The organism is Stenotrophomonas sp. STEN023 (genome assembly GCF_056760135.1).
On sequence record NZ_JBRREF010000153.1, the window covers coordinates 1 to 3505 of the forward strand.

Sequence of the window (3505 nt, forward strand, 5' to 3'; positions counted from 1 at the left end):
CCCCCCCCCCCCGGGGGGGGGGGCGCTCCCGGGGTGGCCCCCCCCCGGGCGGGGTTTGGGGGTCCCGGTTCCCGCCGGGCCCCCCTGGGGCGCGGCACTATGGAGGAACCCGTGCGACACGTGTACTTGTCGCTGTGACGCTGGTCGCGGATTCCGGATCTTGGATTACGAGCTAGAAGCTTGCCCTCACCCCAACCCCTCTCCCGCCGCGCGGGAGAGGGGCTAGGAATGCTTGCGCTCGCGGTGCATTAGCCCCTCTCCCGCGCCGCGGGAGAGGGGTTGGGGTGAGGGCAAGCTTCTGGCCGATAAAGCCAGGCGCCAAAAAAAAGCGCCGGCATGCCGGCGCTTTTCCCAAAACCAGAACCCTGCAGAATCAGGCTTCCGGTGCAGCCGGTGCCACTGCGTCCACAGTGCCTGCTGCATCGTCTTCCAGCACCTCGTCCTCAGCATCGAGCGAAGCATCCAGACGCTCAACCGCCTGCAGCTTCTCGCCCTTGGAGAGACGGATCAGGGTCACACCCTGGGTGTTACGGCCGACGCGCGAGATCTCCGAACCGCGGGTACGCACCAGGGTGCCACCGTCGGAGATCAACAGTACTTCATCGCCGGTGCCGAGCAGTACCGCACTCACCAACTTGCCGTTGCGCTCGCTGGTCTGGATACCGATCACGCCCTGGGTGCCACGACCCTTGCGCGGGTAATCGGCCAGCGGGGTGCGCTTGCCGTAGCCGTTCTCCGTCGCGGTCAGGATGTACTGAACGCCGGCATCGTCTGCAGCTTCGACGATCTCGCCGCCGTCCACTGCCACTTCCTCGACGCCGTTGTCGTCCTCGTTCTCATCCTCAACGCCGCCCGCACTCTCAGCGACGATCAGGCTGACCACTTCCTCGCCCTTGGGCATCTTGATGCCGCGCACGCCGGTAGCGGTACGGCCCATCGAGCGGACCTTGTCCTCGCCGAAGCGAACGGTCTTGCCGTTGGACGCGAACAACACGATGTCGCGCTCACCATCGGTGAGGCCAACGCCAACCAGCGCGTCACCGTCATCCAGATTGATGGCGATCTTGCCACGTGCCAGACGGAACGCGAACTCACTCAGCGGGGTCTTCTTGACCGTACCGTTGCGGGTGGCGAAGAACACGAAGTGGTTTTCGTCGTACTCACGCACCGGCAGCACGGCCTGCACGCGCTCACCGTTCTCCAGCGCGATCCAGTTGATGATCGGACGGCCACGCGCATTGGAACCGGCTTCCGGCAACTGATGCACCGGCAACCAGAACACCTTGCCCGAGCTGGTGAAGGTCAGCAACGTGTCGTGCGTGTTGACCAGCCACAGCTGTTCGATGAAATCCTCGTCCTTGGTCGCCGCGGCACTGCGCCCACGTCCACCGCGACGCTGCGCACGGTAGGCACTGACCGGCTGGCGCTTGACATAGCCGGCGCGCGACAAGGTCACAACCACGTCTTCCGGCGCAATCAGATCCAGGATGTCCAGGTCTTCTTCGCTGTGACGGATTTCGCTGCGACGCGCATCACCGAACTCGGAACGCACGTTCTCCAGCTCTTCGCGGATCACCTGCAGCAGCACGTCTGGATTCTCCAGAATGCGGATCAGGCCGGCGATCACTTCCAGTAGCTGCTTGTACTCTTCGGTCAGCCTGTCCTGCTCCAAGCCGGTCAGGCGGTGCAGGCGCATCTCCAGAATCTGCGTCGCCTGGACGTCGCTGAGCTGGTAGTTGCCGTCGACCAGACCGATGCCCTTGGGCAGGTCTTCCGGACGCGATGCCTCGGCGCCAGCAGCGCCCAGCAATGCACCCACCAGGCCCGGCTGCCACACCTTGGAGAGCATGCGCTCCTTGGCTTCTGCAGGATTGGCCGAGGTCTTGATCAACTCGATCATTTCATCGATGTTGGCCAAGGCAACGGTCAGGCCTTCCAACACGTGCGCACGCGCACGCGCCTTGCGCAGTTCAAAGATGGTGCGGCGGGTGACAACCTCACGGCGGTGGCGGATGAACGCCTCCAGCATTTCCTTGAGGTTCAACAGCTTCGGCCGGCCATCGACCAGCGCCACCATGTTGATGCCGAACACCGACTCCATCTGGGTCTGCTGGTACAGGTTGTTGAGCACAACCTCAGCCGACTCGCCACGCTTGATTTCGATGTAGATGCGCATGCCGTCCTTGTCGGACTCATCGCGCAGCTCGCTGATGCCTTCGAGCTTCTTTTCCTTGACCAGCTCGGCGATCTTCTCGATCAACCGCGCCTTGTTCACCTGGTACGGAATCTCGGTGACGATGATCGACTCGCGACCATTGTCAGCCACTTCGATATCAGCCTTGGCACGGATACGCACGCGGCCACGGCCGGTGCGGTAGCCGGCAATGATGCCGGCGGTGCCATTGATGATGCCGGCAGTGGGGAAATCCGGGCCCGGGATGTATTCCATCAAGCCATCAACGTCGATAGCCGGATCGTCGATCAGCGCGATGCAGGCGGTGATGGCTTCAGTGAGGTTGTGCGGCGGAATATTGGTCGCCATGCCCACCGCGATACCAGCCGAACCATTGACCAGCAGGTTCGGGAACCGGGTCGGCATGACCGTCGGCTCCAGTTCCTTTTCATCGTAGTTGGGCTGGAAATCGACGGTTTCCTTGTCGATGTCAGCCATCAGCTCATGCGTCAGGCGCGACATGCGTGCCTCGGTGTAACGCATTGCTGCTGCCGAGTCACCGTCGACCGAACCGAAGTTACCCTGGCCGTCCACCAGCATGTAACGCAGCGAGAATGGCTGCGCCAAACGCACCAGCGCGTCGTAGACCGACTGATCGCCGTGCGGATGGTACTTACCGATCACGTCACCGACGATACGCGCCGACTTGAAGTACGCCTTGTTGCTGTGAGCACCCAGCTCATTCATCGCAAACAGGACGCGGCGATGAACTGGTTTGAGGCCATCGCGGGCATCGGGGAGTGCGCGGCCGACGATCACGCTCATCGCGTAATCGAGGTAGCTCTTGCGCATCTCGTCTTCCAGGTTGACCTGGATGATTTCCTTGGCGTTTTCTGCCATTCGGGTTCCGTTGTCAGGTAGCGATCCTGTCCGACGACAGCACCTTGACGGGCCACCTTGCCGGAAACTCGGATCAACCTGCGGAGTTTATCACAAAGGGCGGTTTTTCGCCTCCACTTAAGGGGCTTTTACCGGAAGAAATCAGGAACTTAGGGGCAGCCAAAGGGTAGAGCCGAGCGATGCTCGGCCGGGGCCTTACCTGCGACCCCTGCAGGAGCGGCGCAAGCCGCGACGCCATAGATCCAACAGCTCGCAACCCTCTTCGACCCAAGCATCGCCAGCATGGCGGCTTACCCCAGTCCCACAAGCCAAAGGGCTCACTGTAGAGCCCCGCCCAGGGCGGCGGGGGGGATTCCGGGCCAGCCCCATGCCCGCCAGGGCGGGGCCGAAACAACCAGAATGGCGTGATGCGCGGCGAGGAGGGGGCGTGCG

1 protein-coding gene is annotated in these 3505 nt (G+C 62.8%); it reads right to left on the reverse strand.

What is annotated here, in order from left to right; all coding sequences use genetic code 11:
- Window positions 1–373: 373 nt before the first annotated feature.
- Window positions 374–3073 (reverse strand): DNA gyrase subunit A, encoded by a 2700-nt coding sequence (gene gyrA / locus ACVOLV_RS22055; protein ID WP_481556223.1) that lies wholly within the window; start codon window positions 3071–3073, stop codon window positions 374–376.
- Between the last annotated feature and the right edge of the window lie 432 nt (window positions 3074–3505).